We start from the raw sequence: 17,857 nt of genomic DNA on the forward strand, positions 1-17,857 counted from the left end.
CGAGCAGCCGGAGCCCGTGGAGGAGCGAGCGATGACAGCCCCAGCCGTACCCCGTCGCAGTGGCCGTTGGATCGAGCACTGGGATCCGGAGGACGAGGGATTCTGGCAGGCGACCGGGGAGCGTATCGCCCGCCGGAACCTGTGGTTCTCCGTGCTCTCGGAACACATCGGTTTCTCCGTCTGGACCCTCTGGTCCGTCCTCGTCCTCTTCATGGGCCCGAAGTACGGACTCAGCCCCGCCGACAAGTTCCTGCTGACCTCGATGGTCACGCTGGTCGGCGCGGTCGTCCGCGTCCCCTACACCTTCGCCGTCGCCGTCTTCGGCGGCCGCAACTGGACGATCATCTCGGCGAGCATGCTGCTGGTGCCGACGGTGGCGGCGTACACGGTGATGACACCGGGCACCTCCTTCACCACCTTCCTGCTGGTCGGCCTGCTGGCCGGCATCGGCGGCGGCAACTTCGCCTCCTCCATGACCAACATCAACGCCTTCTTCCCGCTGCGGAAGAAGGGCTGGGCGCTGGGCCTGAACGCCGGCGGCGGGAACATCGGCGTGCCGGTCATCCAGCTGGTCGCGCTGGCGATCATCGGCGCGAACGGCGGCCCGAGGCTGCTGCTCGGGATCTACATCCCCCTGATCGTCGTCGCGGCGGTGCTGGCCGCGGTCTTCATGGACAACCTCGCGACGGTGAAGAACGACACCGGCGCGGCGAAGGACGCCGCCAAGGACGCCCACACCTGGATCATGTCCTTCCTCTACGTCGGCACGTTCGGCTCCTTCATCGGCTACAGCTTCGCCTTCGGCCAGGTCCTGACGAACCAGTTCGGCCGCACCCCGCTCCAGGCGGCCTACCTGACCTTCGTCGGCCCGCTGCTCGGCTCCCTGATCCGCCCGGTGGGCGGCTGGCTGGCCGACCGCTACGGCGGCGCCCGCATCACCCTGTGGAACTACGTGGGCATGGCGGCGGCCACGGCCGTCCTGGTGGCGGCGAGCATGCAGAAGTCGCTCGCGCTGTTCGTCAGCGTGTTCGTGGTGCTGTTCGTGCTGAGCGGCCTCGGCAACGGCTCGACGTACAAGATGATCCCGGGCATCTTCCAGGCGAAGGCGCTGGCCAAGGGGCTGACGGGGGAGGAGGCGGTCGCGTACGGCCGCCGCCTGTCCGGAGCCTCGATGGGCCTGATCGGCGCGGTGGGCGCGCTCGGCGGAGTCGGCATCAACATGGCCTTCCGCCAGTCGTTCCTGTCCTACGGCTCCGGCACGGGCGCGTTCGTGGCCTTCCTCGCCTTCTACGGCGTGTGCTTCGCGCTGACGTGGACCGTATACCTCCGCCGCCCGGCGAGGCAGGCCGCGGCGGAGGCCACGGCCGGGACGAAGTCCCAGCTCAGCTACGCCGAAGTGTGACGTACGACTGGTGCCCGGGTAGTCCGTAACACCGGTGACATCACACCGAACCGAGCCTGTCACGCGCCGTTGACAGGCTCGAAGGGCGTACCGGCAGGGGCGTGCCGGTCAGCGAGGAGAGCCATGTACGACGAAGAGCAGCATCGCGAGCACGGTCCGCTCGCGGGATTCACCGTGGGCGTCACCGCCGCGCGCCGGGCCGACGAACTGGGCGCGTTGCTGGGGCGGCGCGGCGCCGCCGTGCTGCACGCGCCCGCCCTGCGGATCGTGCCGCTCGCCGACGACGGGGAACTCCTGGCGGCGACGAAGGAGATCATCGACCAGGTCCCGGACGTGGTCGTGGCGACGACGGCGATCGGCTTTCGGGGCTGGGTGGAGGCGGCCGAGGGCTGGGGCCTGGGCGAGGCGCTGCTGGGCCGGCTCCGGGAGGCGGAACTGCTCGCCCGCGGTCCGAAAGTGAAGGGCTCGATCCGCGCGGCGGGCCTGACGGAGGAGTGGTCCCCGTCCTCGGAGTCCATGGCGGAGGTCCTGGACCGCCTCCTGGAGGAGGGCGTGGACGGCCGCCGTATCGCCGTGCAGCTGCACGGCGAACCGCTCCCCGGCTTCGTGGAGTCGCTGCGGGCCGGCGGGGCGCAGGTGCTCCCGGTGCCGGTGTACCGCTGGATGCCGCCGGAGGACACCACCCCGCTGGACCGCCTGCTGGACGCGACGATCGCGCGCTCGGTGGACGCGCTGACCTTCACGAGCGCCCCGGCCGCGGCGTCGCTGCTGTCCCGGGCGGAGGACCGGCGCCAGCTGCCGGAACTGCTGTCGGCCCTGTCCCACGACGTCCTGCCGGCCTGCGTCGGCCCGGTGACGGCGCTGCCGCTCCAGGCGCACGGCGTCGACACGGTCCAGCCGGAGCGCTTCCGCCTGGGCCCGCTGGTGCAGCTGCTGTGCCAGGAACTGCCGGGCAGGGCGCGGGCGTTGCCGATCGCCGGGCACCGGGTGGAGATCCGTGGCCACGCGGTCCTGGTCGACGGCGACCTCAAGCCCGTCCCGCCCGCGGGCATGTCCCTGCTGCGTGCCCTGGCCCGCCGACCGGGCTGGGTGGTGGCCCGCGCGGACCTGCTCCGGGCCCTGCCGGGCGCGGGCCGCGACGAACACGCGGTGGAGACGGCGATGGCCCGCCTCCGCACGGCCCTGGGCGCGCCCAAGCTGATCCAGACGGTGGTGAAGCGGGGGTACCGGCTGGCGCTGGACCCGGCGGCGGACGCGAAGTACGCGGACGCTTAGCGGGCAGCGGGCAGGGCAGCGGGTCCCGGGCTCCCTCCGGCCCGCCCATACCGGTGGCGATGGCCGAGGGCCGGCCGCACGAGCGCATGCGGGAGCTGTGGGCCGAGGTCACCGCCCGCGCCCCCGCACATCGTCATGGCCGCCGCCCACCACGACCGCGAGGCCGGCTGGGGCAGACCTCGAAGCGGGACAGCGGTCAGGAGTAGGTCCAGCGCCACCTGCTCCCGCTGGGCGCGCACGTGATGCTCGTGCCGGAGGCGTCCGTCGTCGTCGCGCCGTGGTCGCTGTTGCGGCAGAACTCGCCGGCGGAGTAGCAGTTCCCCGCGTTGGAGACGATCGAGCAGGTGCCGGACGCGCTGTGGCCGCCGGTACCGCCCGAGCTGCCGTCACCGGACCCGGACCCGGAACCGGACCCGGAACCGGAGCCGTTGTCGGTGGCCGCCTGGGCGGTGACCGTCACCGTCGCCTTGACCGTCTTCGTCACGGTCGGCCCCGGCGCGGGCTTCGCCGTGGCCGTCGCCGTGGCTGTGGCGGTGGCGGTGACCGTCGCCGTCGGCCGGGGCTGACTGGCCGCCGTTCTCACACTGTTGGCGCTGCCGTCATTGTGCTGGCCGCCGGCGCCCGCGCCGATTCCGACGAGGAAGGCAAAACCGATCGCGGGCAGGACGTAGCGCTTGCGGGCCCACTTCGGGGCCGGGCGGACCGGCGGGGCGGGTGGCGGCGGCGGCATGTACGGGCTGGTCATTCGTCCCCCCAGGGATGTCTCAGGAGCGACGACGGTAGTCCTGCGGCACCGGAGAGGGGAGGGAGGGTGAAGAAGAGGTGATGGATTCGTGACGATCGCGGTGGGCCGCCGGTTCGGGTCGGCGGCCCACCGGTCGCTCAGCCGTCGGTCACTGCGTGACCAGCGTCCAGTGCATGTCGTGCAGCGTCTGGTAGATCGGTACGAAGTACACGCCCTGGACGCACCAGGGCGTGCGGACGCCGCTGTCGAGGACGTACTCCGACGACGGGCAGGTCACGGTGCGGTCGAGGGCGGTGATCATGCCGCGTGCCTCGTCGGAGGTGTAGTTGTTCACCCCCGCGAAGACGGGGCCGCCGCTGTCGCCGTTCGCCGCCGCGATGTGGTCCTGCGTGCGGGACGTGGCGTAGGCGAGGTCGGTGGCCGGCCGGTAGACGCCGTTCGCTCCCGTGACGCCGATGTCCGTCTCGGCGATCTGCACGCCGCAGTGCACACCGGAGTTCGCCCCGTCGGTGCAGACGTAGTCACCCACGTTGTTGTGGCCCCAGCCGGAGACGGGCTTGGAGTACCCGTCGGTCTCGCTCGCCGGGCCGTCGTACAGCCGCCCGGCGGACTGCCCGGACGGCAGGCGGATGCCGAGGGCGTCGTCCGAGGCGAGGCGCTGCGCGCTGTCGGTGGTGCCGATGAGCCGGCCGCCCCAGTAGGTGTGCCACTGCCCGCCGCTGCCGTCGCAGTGGTAGGCCGCGCTCAACTCGTCCTGCCCGCTGGAGGTCCGGACGCTGAAGGCGCTGGAGCAGATGCCCCCGCTGGGGATGCGCAGGGCGGCCCCGCCGTGCCACGGGGTGTCGTCCTCCTGCCGCGAGGCGAGGTCCACGCTCAGCGGCTGGTAGGCCACGGTGGTGCGCACGCCGGTCAGGCGGGCGGTGAGCGCCCCGACCTCGCTCGACCGGTCCTGGCGGGCGGCCGACGCCAGCGGGTCCATCCGGTCGCTCCTGCCCGCGCCCCGGTCCTCGTCGTAGCCGATCCGCAGTCCGCTGCCGTCGACGGCGGGGCCGATGCTGGTGATGCGCAGCGGGGTCGCCAGACCGGCGACGCGCAGAGCGGCGGGCTTCCCGGCGTGCAGCAGCCGGTTGCGGGCCGCGTGCAGATCTGCCTTGGAGTAGCGGGCCGGGAGGACCGACGCGGTCACGCCCTTGGGCAGGTGGGCGAGGATGCGCCGGACGCGCTGCGGCGGGGTGCCCTTCCAGTGCAGACGCAGGCTGTCGTGGAGCGGGTCGACCTCGATGTCGGTGAAGCCGGGGATCCGGGCGCGGTCCGATTCGGAGAGGCCCTCGGTGATCCGGCCGGCGATCTTGTCGAGGGTTTCCTGGTTCTTCTCGATCGCGGCGGGCCGGGGATCCGCGGCGGGGCGCGCCTGGCTGCCCGCGGCCGCGGGCGACGAGAGGAAGGGGAGGGAGAGGGCAAGCGCGGCGACGGGCAGGGCTATGGCCACCCGTCCGCGGCCTCTTCCGGGTATCTTCACGGGAACTCACTTTCTCGGTTACGCAAACGACTTCGACATGCTGGTATGAGAGAGGGCGCTGAGGGGGGAGTTGGTTCTCGCTTCGGGTGCGCAGGTGTCCCGCCGTTGGCGGGCTGCCCCGGGGAATCGTGGAGAGATGTCCCGCATCGCCCCTGCCGAACGCCCGGTCACGTCCCGCTCGACGACGGCCCGGCGCACCGGTTCCGGGAACGAGGCCTGCCGAGGGGTGGCGAGCGCGTGCTCGACCCCGGCTGCGCAGGAGGGGACTTCGTGTCCGCCGAGCCGTTCGACGCGGTCCCGCTTCGGCGCGACGCATGCCTTCGGCGGTCTGCTCCCCGCCTTCGCGGCCGCCCGTCGGCATCCGGCCCCGGCGGCCGCGTCCTGATCGGCGAGGGCTTCCGGGAGCGCCTTTCGTCGCCCGGGGCCGTCGAGACGCTCGGGCACGTCACCGACCTCGCGGCCACCGTGGAGCGTGTCGTCGCCGACGGCTGGGCCCCGGTCGACGGACACGTCGGCACGCGCCGGGAGCCGGACGACCGCGAGTGGGCCTGCTGGGTTCGCCGGCCGCGCGGGCCCTTGAGACGGCCGCGGTGCGCCGTACGGAACGGCTGCGCGGCCGCCGGGACAGCCGGGGCTTCGTCTTCCTGGGCCCGCGCCGCACCCCGGACGCCCCCCGACCCGCGGGCGACGCCGACCGGTAGGGCCGGTACGAGGGGTTCCGGCCCGGCGTTCCGGGAGGCACTGTGAAGGGACGAGCCCCCACGGTTCCTGCCTAGGTGGTGACAGGCGCATGGCACTGGGTACGGCCACGCCCCCGTACGAGCTGCGGTTCGACGCCGGGCGGATCTGTCTCGACCTCCTCGCCACCGACCATCCCGTCGAACGGCTCGACGGTGTCGGCGCGTTGTGCGCGTGGATCGGGGGTGCCGGGCTCGTGCCGGACGGTACGTCGCTCGCCCGCGCCGAGAGCGACTGGGTGCCGCGGTTTCAGGAACTGCGCTCCTGTGTCGGGCAGTTGGTGCGCGGCCCGCACCCGCCGCGCACCGCCCCGTACGAGCACGCCCTGCGGCAGGTCAACGCGCTCGCCCAGGCCGCGACCCCCGCCCCCCGTGCCGTGCCCGGGGACGGCGGGGATCTCGTACGGCGGCTGACCGAGCCGCCCGGCTGTCCCGCGCTGCTCGCCCTCGTCGCCCGGGACGCCGTCGAGCTGCTCACCGACCCCGTCGCGCGGGCGGCCGTGCGGGAGTGCGAGGGGGACAACTGCCCGCTCGTGTATCTGGACACGTCCCGCGGGCGGCGTCGGCGGTGGTGTTCCAGTGAGGTGTGCGGGAACCGGGAGCGGGTGGCCAGGCACCGGCGGCGGGCGGCGCTCGCCCGGGCGTGACCGGTGTGACGGGCGTGATCTCGGTAACACCGGGTTTAGGTGCCTCGTACACGGGAATTCCGCGCCCCCGCGTGCGGTGTGTCGGAAATGCAAAGATCGCGCGGCGGAAATGTGCGCGCATGTCCCGCTCGTCTCACGTTCCCCGATAAAACTGTCGCTTCCGTTTGAACGCCTCGCCCCTCCCTTCCGTACGGGTGGGCGAGCGACCGACTGGGGGAACCCCCGGACACCGGAGGTGGGCGTGCGCAAGGATGCGGCCGTGGCCAATGAACGTGGATCGAGGGCCCGACATCGCATGTCCTCACAGCCCTCACAACCCTCGGAGCCCGACGAGGAGTTGATGCGTGCGCTGTACCGGGAGCACGCCGGACCCCTGCTCGCGTACGTCCTGCGGCTGGTCGCCGGTGATCGGCAGCGCGCCGAGGACGTCGTACAGGAAACGCTCATCCGTGCCTGGAAGAACGCCGGTCAGCTCAATCGGGCGACCGGTTCGGTACGCCCCTGGCTGGTGACGGTCGCGCGCCGCATCGTCATCGACGGCCACCGCAGCCGGCAGGCCCGGCCGCAGGAGGTCGATCCGTCGCCGCTGGAGGTCATCCCCGCGGAGGACGAGATCGACAAGGCGCTGTGGCTGATGACGCTGTCGGACGCGCTCGACGACCTGACCCCGGCCCACCGGGAGGTGCTCGTCGAGACGTACTTCAAGGGGCGTACGGTCAATGAGGCGGCCGAGACGCTGGGCATACCCAGTGGCACGGTGCGGTCTCGGGTGTTCTACGCCCTGCGATCGATGAAGCTGGCACTGGAGGAGCGGGGGGTGACGGCGTGATGAGCGGTGGTTACGGGGGGATTCAGGGATTCGGCCCTGGTGGTCCGGGTATGTCTGGGCCCATGCAGCCCGGTTCAGGATCTTCTGTGCCCAGCGAACACGAGACCGTCGGCGCCTACGCCCTCGGGATTCTCGACGACGCCGAGGCAACCGCTTTCGAGGCGCATCTCGCGGGCTGCGAATGGTGCGCCCAGCAACTGGACGAGCTGGCCGGGATGGAGCCGATGCTCGCCGCGCTCGCGGATCTGCCGGGTTCGGGCAGCACGCCGGCGATCGGTGACTCGCTGTCCGCCAAGCCCAGCCCGCGGCTGGTGGAGAGGCTCGTCGACGAGGTCGCGGAGAAGCGCGCCCGGAAGCGGCGCCGCTCCTTCTACATGATCGCCGCGGCCGCCGCGCTGATCATCGCCGGACCGCTGGCCGCCGTCGCGGCTCAGAGCGGCGCAGGGTCCGGTGGAAGTCAGGTCACGGCCTCTTCCGCGCAGACGACCTTCTCCGCGATGTCCGACAAGAGGTCCGCCACCGACCCGTCGTCCCACATCAGCGCGACCGTCGGCATGGAGCAGAAGATCTGGGGTACCCAGGCGGTCCTGGAGCTGAAGAACGCCACGGGGCCGCTGAAGTGCTCACTGGTGGCCGTCGCCAAGAACGGGCAGCGCGTGACCATGTCCTCGTGGTCCGTGCCGGACTGGGGCTACGGCATTCCGGACGCGAAGACGGAGGAGGCCAGGAAACCGCTCTACATCGGCGGCGCCACGGCCTTCAAGCCGAACGAGATCGACCACTTCGAGGTCGTGACCTTCGACGGCAAGAAGCTGGTGCAGGTGGGCGCGTAGCGCCTGCCGCGGGGCTCGGCCGGGGCGGGGGCGGGTGCCCTCCGGCCGAGTTCGTCCGCGAGCGGGTTGTGGTCGGGCCCGTGCCCGGCAGGCAACGTTCGCCCGTCGGGGAGCGGCGTCCGGTGCGTGCCGTCGGCGTGCCGGTCGGAAGTCCTCGCCCTGGGCGTACTCGGGCTTTCGGCCGGTACGGCGAGTGGGGGCACCTCCCGCGCGGCAGGGCAGCGTGCCGGGCGTCGCGACGGGGCGAACGTCGCCCGCCGGGCACCAGGTGTCCTTCCCGTAGCTTTCATGGCATCCCTTCGCGTACGGTTGACGGCTGCCCAGCACGTCAGAAGGGGGCCCGGTGGCCGCTCAGGTTCAGCAGTCCGCGGTCGGCTCGGTACACGGCGCACACGATTCCGTCCGTGACCGGGAGATCAGCGTCGAACAGGAACACCTGGACCGGGTGTACCGGCGGCTGGAGGAGAAGATCCACGAGGCCGAGTTCCTGATGAACGACGCGGCCAAGCGCGGCCAGGTCGGCACCCCGGGCGCGCTGGCCGAGCGCGACGCCCAGGTCTTCCGGGCCGGCGTCCACCTGAACCGGCTCAACAACGAGTTCGAGGACTTCCTCTTCGGCCGGATCGACCTCCTCCTCGGCAAGGACGGGAAGAAGGGCCCCGACGGGGCGTACACGGCGGTGGAACCGGCCGAGGGCGCCGTGCGCGAGGACAGCACCGCGGACATCGCCGAGACCCTGCACATCGGCCGGATCGGCGTCCTCGACGAGGACTACGCGCCGCTGGTCATCGACTGGCGGGCACCCGCCGCCGCCCCCTTCTACCGGGCCACGCCCGTCGACCCCGGCCGGGTCGTACGGCGCCGGGTCATCCGGTCCAAGGGGCGCCGCGTGCTCGGCGTCGAGGACGACCTCATGCGGCCCGAGCTGACCGCCTACCTCGACGGCCACGAGCTGCCCGTCATCGGCGACGGCGCCCTCATGGCCGCCCTCGGCCAGGCCCGCACCCACACCATGCGGGACATCGTCTCCTCCATCCAGGCCGAGCAGGACCTCGTCATCCGGGCGCCCGCCGCCTCCATCACGTACGTCGAGGGCGGACCGGGGACAGGCAAGACCGCCGTTGCCCTGCACCGCGCCGCCTACCTGCTCTACCAGGACCGGCGGCGCTACGCCGGCGGCATCCTCATCGTCTCGCCGACCCCGCTGCTCGTCGCCTACACCGAGGGCGTGCTGCCCTCGCTCGGCGAGGAGGGGCAGGTCGCGATCCGCGCCATCGGCTCGCTGGTCGACGGCGCCGAGGCCACGCTGTACGACTCCCCGTCCGTGGCCCGCGCCAAGGGCTCGTACCGGATGCTGAAGGTGCTGCGGAAGGCCGCCCGGGGTGCCCTGGAACTGGGGCCCGCCGCTCCCGCGCCGGACGAGGACGGCGAGCCGCGGGCGGTCACCGGTCCGCCCACCCGGTTGCGCGTCGTCGCCTTCGGCCGGCGGGTGGAGCTGGAGGCGGCGGAGCTGGAACGCGTCCGCCGCACCGCGCTCGGCGGCACCGCGCCCGTCAACCTGCTGCGCCCGCGCGCCCGCAAGCTGCTGCTGGACGCCCTGTGGGCGCGCTCCGGCGCGGCCGCCCGGCACACCGATCCGGAACTGGCCGCCGAGCTGCGCTCCTCCTTCGACGAGGACGTGACCGGCGAGGACTCCTTCATCGCGTTCCTCGACGCCTGGTGGCCCGAGCTGACCCCGCGGCGGGTCCTGGCCGCCATGTCCGACGAGAGGCGGCTCGGCCGCTGGGCGCGCCGGATCCTCAACCCCGGCGAGGTCCGCAAGGTCGCCCGCTCCCTGAAGCGGGACGGCCACTCCGTGCACGACATCGCCATGCTGGACGAGCTGCAGGCGATCCTCGGCGCGCCGGCCCGCCCCAGGAAGAGGCGGGACCTCGATCCGCTGGACCAGCTCACCGGGCTGGAGGAGCTGATGCCGGTGCGCGAGGAGAGCCAGCGGGAGCGGGCCGAGCGCCTGGCGCAGGAGCGCACCGAGTACACGCACGTCATCGTGGACGAGGCGCAGGACCTCACGCCGATGCAGTGGCGGATGGTCGGCCGCCGCGGCCGGCACGCCACCTGGACCGTGGTCGGCGACCCCGCCCAGTCCTCCTGGTCCGACCCGGACGAGGCGGCCGAGGCCCGGGACGAGGCCCTCGGCACCCGCCCGCGGCGCCGTTTCCAGCTCACCGTGAACTACCGCAACCCGGCCGAGATCGCCGACCTGGCGGCCAGGGTGCTGGCTCTCGCGATGCCCGGCTCCGTGGCGCCGAGCGCGGTGCGCTCCACCGGGGTCGAACCGCGCTTCGGTGTCGTACGGGACTCCCTGGAGCGGGCCGTGCGCGCGGAGGCCGAGCGGCTGCTGGACCTGGTCGACGGCACGGTCGGCGTCGTCGTCGCGATGAACCGGCGCGAGGAGGCGCGGCGCTGGCTGGCCGGGCTCGGCGACCGGGTCGTGGCGCTCGGCAGCCTGGAGGCCAAGGGACTGGAGTACGACGCGACCGTGGTCGTCTCCCCGGCGGAGATCGCCGACGAGTCACCGGCCGGGCTGCGTGTGCTGTACGTGGCACTCACCCGGGCGACCCAGCAGCTGACGGTGGTGTCGGGGGAGCGGGACGAGCCGGACGCGGCCGGGGTGCCGGACCTGCTCCGGGACTGACTTTCCTGTGAACCTTCTGGACGGGAATGGCCTCGCGCCATCCGTTTGTTAGCCTTGTCGTGGCACCGGCTCGATCCAAGCCCCCGGGCCCAACCTTCGTCGCCACGAGCGACCACTTGCCGCGAGGCGAGCATGGCGGGTCGGTGTCGCAGGTGTGAGAGAGACCCACGTCCTTCGTGACGTGGGTCTCTTTCTTTGTCTGATCGTTTCTCGTATGGTGGAAACGGTTTTCCGAAACCACGCTCTCCTCATGAACAAAACGTCCGCAATCCGAGGCGACTACCACGTACTCAGGGGTAGGTGCGACGATCGGACGGCACAACTTCGCGACACGGTGAAAGCAGAGGAAGTCGGCCATGGCAACGGCGCCCAGCGTCTCCTACTCGATGACCATCCGGCTGGAGGTGCCCGCGAGCGGAACCGCCGTCTCGCAGCTCACCACCGCCGTGGAGTCCTCCGGAGGCTCGGTGACCGGCCTCGACGTCACCGCGTCCGGCCACGAGAAGCTCCGTATCGACGTCACCATCGCGGCCACCTCCACGGCCCACGCGGAGGAGATCGTCGAGAAGCTGCGCGGCATCGAGGGCGTCACCCTCGGCAAAGTCTCCGACCGCACGTTCCTGATGCACCTCGGCGGCAAGATCGAGATGCAGTCCAAACACCCCATCCGCAACCGTGACGACCTCTCCATGGTCTACACGCCGGGTGTGGCCCGCGTCTGCATGGCGATCGCCCAGAACCCCGAGGACGCGCGCCGCCTCACCATCAAGCGCAACTCCGTTGCGGTCGTGACGGACGGCTCCGCCGTGCTCGGCCTCGGCAACATCGGCCCGAAGGCCGCCCTGCCGGTCATGGAGGGCAAGGCCGCCCTCTTCAAGCGCTTCGCCGGCATCGACGCCTGGCCGATCTGCCTGGACACCCAGGACACCGACGCGATCGTGGAGATCGTCAAAGCGATCGCCCCCGGCTTCGCCGGCATCAACCTGGAGGACATCTCCGCGCCGCGCTGCTTCGAGATCGAGGCCCGGCTGCGCGAGGCCCTCGACATCCCCGTCTTCCACGACGACCAGCACGGCACCGCCATCGTCGTCCTCGCCGCCCTGACCAACGCCCTGCGGGTCGCCGGCAAGGAGATCGAGAACATCCGGGTCGTCATGTCCGGCGCCGGCGCCGCCGGTACGGCCATCCTCAAGCTGCTGCTCGCCGCGGGCGTGAAGAACGCGGTCGTCGCCGACATCCACGGTGTCGTGCACGCCGGCCGCGCCGACCTCGTGGACGCCCCGGCCGGGTCCGCGCTGCGCTGGATCGCCGACAACACCAACCCCGAGGGCCTGACCGGAACCCTGAAGGAGGCCGTGCGCGGCGCCGACGTCTTCATCGGCGTCTCCGCCCCGAACGTCCTCGACGGCGACGACGTGGCCGCCATGGCCGACGGCGCGATCGTGTTCGCGCTCGCGAACCCCGACCCCGAGGTGGACCCGGCGATCGCCCGCCAGACGGCCGCCGTCGTGGCCACCGGCCGCTCCGACTTCCCGAACCAGATCAACAACGTGCTGGTCTTCCCGGGCGTCTTCCGCGGCCTGCTGGACGCCCAGTCCCGCACCGTCAACACCGAGATGATGCTCGCGGCCGCCAAGGCCCTCGCGGACGTGGTCAGCCAGGACGAGCTGAACCCGAACTACATCATCCCGAGCGTCTTCAACGACAAGGTCGCGGGCGCCGTGGCGGGCGCGGTGCGCGACGCGGCGAAGGCGGCCGGCGCGACGGCCTGAGCGGCGTCCGAGCCCCCTCGCGAGCGCCCGGTCCGGGGCGCTGCGGCGCCCCGCAGTGCCCCGGCGCCCGCTGCGCCCTGCCCCGCCGGGTGACGCCCGGGCGACGGCCCGGTGACGTCATGTCGTACTGTGCAGGGGCTGTGAGGATCGCCACGGCCGCGCCCGCCCGGCGCGTCGTGGATCCAGCCGATGCCGGGGGCACTCTAGGGTGACGCCGAGCGGGCGCTTTTCGTGTGACTCCCCAGGGTGTTCTCACGACTCCTACGGGTGCCGGATTGGCTTTCCCGCCGCAGGTAGGGGCAGGATGCGTCCCTGGGCGCGAGCGCATCGGCATCGCAGTGCCTCGGGCGGATCGCCGCGCGGCACACCCCAACGGCAAGAAAAACACGGGAGTAACAACATGAACCGCAGTGAGCTGGTGGCCGCGCTGGCCGACCGCGCCGAGGTGACCCGCAAGGACGCCGACGCCGTGCTGGCCGCGTTCGCCGAGACCGTCGGCGAGATCGTCGCCAAGGGCGACGAGAAGGTCACCATCCCCGGCTTCCTGACCTTCGAGCGCACCCACCGTGCCGCTCGTACCGCGCGCAACCCGCAGACCGGCGAGCCGATCAACATCCCCGCCGGCTACAGCGTGAAGGTCACCGCGGGCAGCAAGCTCAAGGAAGCGGCCAAGGGCAAGTAAGCGCTCCGCTTCGAGCCCCGGTCCACGGGAGCGCCGTTTCAGTGGCGTGGCCGTTTCAGTGGAGTGACTCGAAGACGCCGAAAGGGCGGCCCCCGTCGAGGGGGGCCGCCCTTCTTGGCGTTCGCGAAGACTAGCCCAGCGCCTTGCCGGGCAGCTCCACCTTGGCTCCCAGCTCGACCAGCTTGTCCATGAAGTTCTCGTAGCCGCGGTTGATCAGGTCGATGCCGTGGACCCGGGACGTGCCCTCGGCGGCCAGGGCCGCGATGAGGTACGAGAAGCCGCCGCGCAGGTCGGGGATGACCAGGTCGGCGCCCTGGAGCCTGGTCGGGCCCGACACCACCGCGGAGTGCAGGAAGTTGAGCTGGCCGAAGCGGCAGTCGGAGCCGCCCAGGCACTCGCGGTAGAGCTGGATGTGGGCGCCCATCTGGTTCAGCGCCGACGTGAAGCCGAGGCGGGACTCGTAGACCGTCTCGTGGATGATCGACAGGCCCGTCGCCTGGGTGAGGGCCACCACCAGGGGCTGCTGCCAGTCGGTCTGGAAACCGGGGTGTACGTCGGTCTCCAGCGCGATGGACTTCAACTGGCTGCCGGGGTGCCAGAAGCGGATGCCCTCGTCGTCGATCTCGAAGGCACCGCCCACCTTCCGGTAGGTGTTCAGGAACGTCATCATCGAGCGCTGCTGGGCGCCGCGGACGTAGATGTTGCCGTTGGTCGCGAGCGCCGCGGACGCCCAGGAGGCGGCCTCCAGACGGTCCGGCAGGGCGCGGTGGGTGTAGCCGCCGAGCTTGTCCACACCGGTGATGCGGATCGTGCGGTCGGTGTCCATCGCGATGATCGCGCCCATCTTCTGCAGCACGCAGATGAGGTCCTCGATCTCCGGCTCGACGGCCGCGTTGGACAACTCGGTGACGCCCTCGGCCAGTACGGCCGTCAGCAGGACCTGCTCCGTCGCGCCCACGGACGGGTAGGGCAGGCGGATCTTCGTGCCGCGCAGGCCCTTCGGCGCCTCCAGGTACTGCCCGTCGGCCCGCTTCTCGATGCTCGCGCCGAACTGGCGCAGCACGTCGAAGTGGAAGTCGATGGGCCGGCCGCCGATGTCGCAGCCGCCGAGGCCCGGGATGAAGGCGTGGCCGAGGCGGTGCAGCAGGGGGCCGCAGAAGAGGATCGGGATCCGGCTGGAACCGGCGTGGGCGTCGATGTCGGCCACGTTGGCGCTCTCGACGTGCGTCGGGTCGAGGACCAGTTCGCCGGGCTCGTCGCCCGGACGGACCGTCACCCCGTGCAGCTGGAGCAGGCCGCGCACGACGCGCACGTCTCGGATGTCCGGAACATTGCGCAGTCGGCTGGGGCCGCTGCCCAGCAGGGCGGCGACCATGGCCTTCGGCACGAGGTTCTTCGCACCGCGGACACGGATCTCGCCCTCGAGCGGGGTTCCGCCGTGGACAAGCAGGACATCGTCGTTGACGGTCATGAATCTCGCGTTCCGATGAGTTGGGCAGGGGGCGGCCGGTCACTGTTGCGCGCGGGCCGGGAGGGACAGCGTAGTCGCCGATCACCCCCCGTTCGTAAGCCAAAGGACCCCCAAGCCGGGTCATGGCTGTGTCACAACACGAACCGTGCGCTATCGGGCACATGGGGTCACCGCGGGAGCCGTGCGCCGGGCCCGGATCCCCGCGCCCTGAGCTGCACAGCCCCGATTGCCTCGCATCGGCTCCCCACACCGGGGGAAGATGCGGGATCATGTCTGGCATGACCGAGGTGTCCTCGCTCACAGGGCGGCTGCTCGTGGCAACCCCCGCTCTGGCGGACCCGAACTTCGACCGTGCGGTGGTGCTCCTTCTCGACCACGACGAGGAGGGCTCCCTCGGTGTCGTCCTCAACCGCCCCACCCCGGTGGGCGTGGGTGACATCCTGGAGGGCTGGGCGGATCTCGCCGGTGAGCCCGGGGTGGTGTTCCAGGGCGGCCCCGTCTCGCTGGACTCGGCGCTCGGCGTCGCGGTCATCCCGGGCGGCGCGGGAGCCGACCGCGCCCCGCTGGGCTGGCGGCGGGTGCACGGCGCGATCGGCCTGGTCGACCTGGAGGCCCCGCCGGAGCTGCTCGCCTCGGCCGTCGGCTCCCTGCGGATCTTCGCCGGGTACGCGGGCTGGGGCCCCGGCCAGCTGGAGGACGAGCTGGTCGAGGGCGCCTGGTACGTGGTCGAGTCCGAGCCCGGGGACGTCTCCTCGCCGGCCCCGGAGCGGCTGTGGCGCGAGGTGCTGCGCCGCCAGCGCAACGAGCTGGCGATGGTGGCCACGTACCCGGACGACCCTTCGCTCAACTGATGCGGGTGCGCTTCAGTACTCTTGCTGATATGAGCACTCTTGAGCCCGAGCGCGGGACTGGTACGGGGACCCTCGTAGAGCCGACGCCACAGGTGTCCCACGGCGACGGCGACCACGAGCGCTTCGCCCACTACGTCCAGAAGGACAAGATCATGGCGAGCGCCCTCGACGGGACCCCCGTCGTGGCGCTGTGCGGCAAGGTCTGGGTGCCGGGCCGCGACCCGAAGAAGTACCCCGTGTGCCCCATGTGCAAGGAGATCTACGAGTCCATGGGCAGTGGCGGCGACGACAAGGGCGGCGACAAGAAGTAGTCCCCCGCCTGCGGTTTCAAGGGGCCCTCGGGGTGCGCGGCGGCACACTCCGGGGGCTTTCGTGTGCCGGGACGCGCGGCCGGGGTGGTCCAGACCTCTTGTGGGCCGCCCGCGCAGTCCCTAGCCTCCAGTCTGTTGTACGTGGCGAAACAGTCATTGCACATGACGCAACGGGCGGAGCGGTACATGACTGACATGGTTGACGTGATTCCCGCGCCGGCGAGCGCCGTCCGCAGCGCGTCCGGGCACGCGCGCGTGGACGACGGCACGGCGCTCGAGACGCTGCCGGGCGCGGAGGGCACCGCGCGCTGGCTGCGCGCGGCCCTGGGCGCGGCGACCGGCCTGCCGTTCCCGGAGGACCCGGGCCGCCCGAACCGGATCGTGCTGGCCGTCGATCCCGGCCTGCCGCCCGAGGGCTACCGCCTCGTCACCGACAAGCAACCCCTGCGCATCGAGGGCGGCAGCCCCGCCGGTGTCTTCTGGGGCGCCCAGACCCTGCGTCAGCTGCTCGGCGCCGACGCCTTCCGCCGGGCGCCGCTGCGGCCGCGCCGGGCCTGGGAACTGCCCGCCGTCACCGTCGAGGACGGTCCGCGATTCCGCTGGCGCGGTCTTCTGCTCGACGTCGCCCGGCACTTCATGCCCAAGGAAGGCGTGCTGCGCTATCTCGATCTGATGGCCGCGCACAAACTCAATGTCTTCCACTTCCATCTGACCGACGACCAGGGCTGGCGCATCGAGATCAAGCGTTATCCGAAACTGACCGAGACCGCCTCCTGGCGGGCGCGGTCGAAATTCGGTCACCGGGCCTCGCCGCTGTGGGAGGAGAAGCCGCACGGCGGCTACTACACCCAGGACGACATCCGGGAGATCGTCGCCTACGCGGCCGAGCGGCATATCGCCGTCGTCCCGGAAATCGACGTACCGGGCCATTCGCAGGCCGCCATCGCCGCGTACCCGGAACTCGGCAACACCGACGTCATCGACACCACCGCCCTCACCGTCTGGGACAACTGGGGGATCTCCGCCAACGTACTCGCCCCCACTGACACCACCCTGCGGTTCTTCGAGGGGGTCTTCGAGGAAGTCCTGGAACTGTTCCCGGCCGACGCCGCGGGACCCTCGTCGTTCTCGCCGTTCGTGCACATCGGCGGCGACGAATGCCGCAAGGAGCAATGGACCGAATCGGTCGCGGCGAAGACCCGCATCGCGGATCTCGGACTCGCCGACGAGGACGCCCTGCAGTCGTGGTTCATCGGGCACTTCGACGCGTGGCTCTCCGCGCGCGGGCGGCGGCTCATCGGCTGGGACGAGATCCTGGAGGGCGGCCTGGCGAAGGGCGCCGCGGTGTCCTCCTGGCGCGGTTACGGCGGCGGGATCGCGGCCGCGCGGGCCGGCCACGACGTCGTCATGTGCCCCGAGCAGTACGTCTACCTGGACCACCGCCAGGCGCCGGGCGAGGACGAGCCGGTGCCGATCGGGTTCGTGCGCACCCTGGAGGACGTCTACCGGTTTGAACCCGTCCCGGACGGGCTCACCGAGGCCGAGGCCCGGCATGTGCTGGGCACCCAGGCCAACGTCTGGACCGAGGTGCTGGAGGACACCGCGCGCGTGGACTACCAGGCCTTCCCCCGGCTCGCCGCCTTCGCCGAGGTGGCCTGGAGCCCGCTGCCCGACCCCGCGCGGCGGGACTTCGCCGGCTTCGAGCGCCGGATGGCCGCCCACTACGGGCGACTTGACGCGCTCGGGGTCGCGTACCGGCCGCCCACGGGCCCCAAGCCGTGGCAGCAGCGCCCCGGCGTCCCCGGCCGCCCGCTCGACGGGCCGCCGCCGCTCAGGTGAAGACCCGGCGCGCACGCCCCCGCACCCGTGAAGGTCCGGCACGGCCGACAACTCCGAACGCGCGGTGAAGAACACGCCAAGAGTCACCGAAGAGTGTCAATCGGAGCTCACCGGTGATGCCGTGCGAAAACCCCCCATCTCAGGGATGAGATGGGCGAATGCCTCCTAGTGCCTGCTAGTGGACCCCCGCGTTCGGCCCTTGCGAAGATGTGCCAGAGTTGCCACGTCCGCCCTGTGAGCACGTACGGT

The 17,857-nt window shown here is 71.8% G+C and carries 15 protein-coding genes; 12 read left to right on the forward strand and 3 right to left on the reverse strand.

The window, feature by feature from the left end; genetic code table 11:
• The first annotated feature begins 31 nt into the window (after nt 1-31).
• Nucleotides 32-1,402: a nitrate/nitrite transporter gene (locus ACZ60X_RS21970; RefSeq protein WP_469600905.1), complete on the forward strand. Its 1,371-nt coding sequence runs from the start codon at nt 32-34 to the stop codon at nt 1,400-1,402.
• A gap of 123 nt (nt 1,403-1,525) precedes the next feature.
• Entirely contained in the window at nt 1,526-2,677 is a 1,152-nt protein-coding gene (locus tag ACZ60X_RS21975) for a uroporphyrinogen-III synthase (protein ID WP_469600907.1), read from the forward strand.
• 196 nt (nt 2,678-2,873) lie between these two features.
• Here ACZ60X_RS21975 and ACZ60X_RS21980 read toward each other — a convergent pair whose 3' ends face one another.
• The gene (locus ACZ60X_RS21980) at nt 2,874-3,422 is read right to left on the reverse strand and encodes a hypothetical protein (RefSeq protein ID WP_469600910.1); all 549 of its coding nucleotides are present in this window, start codon (nt 3,420-3,422) and stop codon (nt 2,874-2,876) included.
• A gap of 148 nt (nt 3,423-3,570) precedes the next feature.
• Nucleotides 3,571-4,911 carry a S1 family peptidase gene (locus ACZ60X_RS21985; RefSeq protein ID WP_469600913.1) on the reverse strand — a complete coding sequence of 447 codons (1,341 nt, stop codon included), beginning with the start codon at nt 4,909-4,911 and terminating at the stop codon, nt 3,571-3,573.
• A 572-nt stretch (nt 4,912-5,483) separates the two neighbouring features.
• On the opposite strand from ACZ60X_RS21985, the gene ACZ60X_RS21990 reads away from it, so the two are divergent.
• The 7 genes from ACZ60X_RS21990 to ACZ60X_RS22020 all read left to right on the forward strand — a co-directional run bounded on the left by ACZ60X_RS21990 (nt 5,484) and on the right by ACZ60X_RS22020 (nt 13,136).
• Nucleotides 5,484-5,642: a hypothetical protein gene (locus tag ACZ60X_RS21990; protein WP_469600918.1), complete on the forward strand. Its 159-nt coding sequence runs from the start codon at nt 5,484-5,486 to the stop codon at nt 5,640-5,642.
• An 89-nt stretch (nt 5,643-5,731) separates the two neighbouring features.
• Nucleotides 5,732-6,325, forward strand: coding sequence for a CGNR zinc finger domain-containing protein (locus ACZ60X_RS21995; RefSeq protein ID WP_469600921.1), 594 nt, complete (start codon nt 5,732-5,734; stop codon nt 6,323-6,325).
• A 235-nt stretch (nt 6,326-6,560) separates the two neighbouring features.
• Nucleotides 6,561-7,154, forward strand: coding sequence for a sigma-70 family RNA polymerase sigma factor (locus ACZ60X_RS22000; protein WP_385847370.1), 594 nt, complete (start codon nt 6,561-6,563; stop codon nt 7,152-7,154).
• Between the two features lie 50 nt (nt 7,155-7,204).
• Nucleotides 7,205-7,987: an anti-sigma factor family protein gene (locus ACZ60X_RS22005; RefSeq protein WP_469600925.1), complete on the forward strand. Its 783-nt coding sequence runs from the start codon at nt 7,205-7,207 to the stop codon at nt 7,985-7,987.
• Nucleotides 7,988-8,330: 343 nt separating this feature from the next.
• The gene (locus ACZ60X_RS22010; RefSeq protein ID WP_469600927.1) at nt 8,331-10,682 is read left to right on the forward strand and encodes a HelD family protein; all 2,352 of its coding nucleotides are present in this window, start codon (nt 8,331-8,333) and stop codon (nt 10,680-10,682) included.
• 356 nt (nt 10,683-11,038) lie between these two features.
• The gene (locus tag ACZ60X_RS22015; protein ID WP_469600929.1) at nt 11,039-12,454 is read left to right on the forward strand and encodes an NAD-dependent malic enzyme; all 1,416 of its coding nucleotides are present in this window, start codon (nt 11,039-11,041) and stop codon (nt 12,452-12,454) included.
• 400 nt (nt 12,455-12,854) lie between these two features.
• Complete coding sequence (locus ACZ60X_RS22020) at nt 12,855-13,136, forward strand: HU family DNA-binding protein (protein WP_023550134.1); 282 nt, start codon at nt 12,855-12,857, stop codon at nt 13,134-13,136.
• Between the two features lie 130 nt (nt 13,137-13,266).
• Here ACZ60X_RS22020 and murA read toward each other — a convergent pair whose 3' ends face one another.
• On the reverse strand, nt 13,267-14,607 hold the full coding sequence (gene murA, locus ACZ60X_RS22025; RefSeq protein ID WP_469600932.1) for a UDP-N-acetylglucosamine 1-carboxyvinyltransferase: 1,341 nt from the start codon (nt 14,605-14,607) through the stop codon (nt 13,267-13,269).
• A gap of 278 nt (nt 14,608-14,885) precedes the next feature.
• Between murA and ACZ60X_RS22030 the strand changes: the two genes are divergently transcribed.
• From ACZ60X_RS22030 to ACZ60X_RS22040, 3 genes are all read left to right on the forward strand, one after another.
• Nucleotides 14,886-15,458, forward strand: a complete 573-nt coding sequence (locus ACZ60X_RS22030) for a YqgE/AlgH family protein (protein WP_469600935.1) — start codon at nt 14,886-14,888, stop codon at nt 15,456-15,458.
• A 29-nt stretch (nt 15,459-15,487) separates the two neighbouring features.
• Nucleotides 15,488-15,769: a DUF3039 domain-containing protein gene (locus ACZ60X_RS22035; protein ID WP_031159440.1), complete on the forward strand. Its 282-nt coding sequence runs from the start codon at nt 15,488-15,490 to the stop codon at nt 15,767-15,769.
• A gap of 186 nt (nt 15,770-15,955) precedes the next feature.
• Nucleotides 15,956-17,608 (forward strand): beta-N-acetylhexosaminidase, encoded by a 1,653-nt coding sequence (locus ACZ60X_RS22040; protein WP_469600938.1) that lies wholly within the window; start codon nt 15,956-15,958, stop codon nt 17,606-17,608.
• The last annotated feature ends 249 nt before the right edge of the window (nt 17,609-17,857 follow it).

The sequence above is a fragment of the Streptomyces sp. NPDC104106 genome, assembly GCF_055584345.1.